Origin of the sequence: Epilithonimonas xixisoli (assembly GCF_004365655.1) — a bacterium.
Classification (GTDB): Bacteria; Bacteroidota; Bacteroidia; order Flavobacteriales; family Weeksellaceae; genus Epilithonimonas; species Epilithonimonas xixisoli.
The window spans coordinates 1-1,480 of the sequence record NZ_SOEO01000009.1; the positions used below are offsets into that span (position 1 = coordinate 1).

Here is a 1,480-nt window from a genome sequence, read left to right on the forward strand (position 1 = left end):
AATTTCTGCTTCTCTAAATCGAAATGAACGCACGAAATTTCCGATTCGACTGAATAAAAAATACTGCAGACAACATCGGTTTGGCAATAGCGGGGCTAAATACTCAAAATTCACGCTTTCCATTTCTATTTTATTTTGTATTTTAGTTGAAACATTTCCGCTTCGGGCGCCCCGCTATCGCCAAGCCGGGGGACGTTGTGCGTCATTTTGCAAAACCCGAACGAAACAAACAAAAATAGATGAAAGAAATAAAACACGAACTGATTGATAAAAATTCAGATAAGGTAATTAACCTAAACTTAAAAGACAAAATCCTAATTTCTGAAACCGGAAAAATTGACAAGCTGAAAACCACTGAAAAAGAATTTTCGAGTAATGAAGATGCTTTGAAAAATTTTTATAAAAAAGAATGGGAAGCCTTGAAAAAGGGATTTGTGTTAAATGATGAAAACGCCCAAAACGGACAGCCTATTTTGCACAAATTTATTGGTGGAGCTTATACAGGAGCTTTAGCACTTGAGAATTCTCCAAAAGGCATATTTGTTTACGAAGACAAAATGCAAAACGGAGAAACTGTAGGCTCAATGAACCTTATTGACAACTTTGGAAATATCCTTAAAACAATAGAATTACCAAAATCTTTAGCTTGGAACATAGAGTATAGACCTGAAAGAAATTCTTTAATTTTAGACCTTGACCATTACATTTACGAATTTGATATTGAAAAAGAAACTTTCTATAATTTAGGTAACGAGAAAAGCTATGTCGACAGTTTTGTATCAGTTGCAAAAGACAAAATAGCATTTGCAACTTTAGGAAAACTATCGGTAATAGATAATCAAAACAAAGCTTTACATTCTTCAGACTACAAAGTAGAATTTATAAGTGGAACACCGCCATTCTGCGGAAAATTATCAAAAGATGGAAAACTATTGGCATTTCATAATAAGGTTGGAGAAATTCAAATTATTGATGCAGAAAATGGAACACTTTTAAGTAAAATAAATGGAAAGTTTGAAATGGTGTTTCAATTTGAGTTTGCTAATGATAACAAATTATTGGTTGTTAGAGAACAATATGGAACTTGGGGAATGCGATATTTCGACCTTTCAACAAATGAAGAAATCCAAATGAAAGAAATAGAAATTCCTGAATACACAAAAGACGTTAACGCTTTTTGCTTCAATGCTGACCAAACAAAATTGGTTCTTCTACAACGAGCAGATGCACACGTTTTCGACTTTACTAATAAAAAGCTTTTACACAGTTTTAAAATTGAACATCTTGTGAAAAAATGTGAAATTAAGTTTGTGGGAGAAAAATTAGGTGTACGAACTGATTACGGATGTTTTAGCATTTATAACGTATAAAAAAAACGAACGCACAACAAGGGTTTTGCGATAGTGGGGCGAAACTGCAAAGTTCAACGGCAGTTCTTCGGTTCAACTTTTGTGCAAAATTGAAGATTTGTGCTTCGATT

2 protein-coding genes are annotated in these 1,480 nt (G+C 33.4%); both read left to right on the top strand.

What is annotated here, in order from left to right:
- Positions 1 to 268 (top strand): hypothetical protein (locus tag B0I22_RS16275; RefSeq protein WP_221411245.1); only part of this gene is annotated, 268 nt, incomplete at its 5' end.
- Entirely contained in the window at positions 240 to 1,370 is a 1,131-nt protein-coding gene (locus tag B0I22_RS16025) for a WD40 repeat domain-containing protein (protein ID WP_133946623.1), read from the top strand. The genes B0I22_RS16275 and B0I22_RS16025, both read left to right, overlap by 29 nt.
- Positions 1,371 to 1,480: the final 110 nt, after the last annotated feature.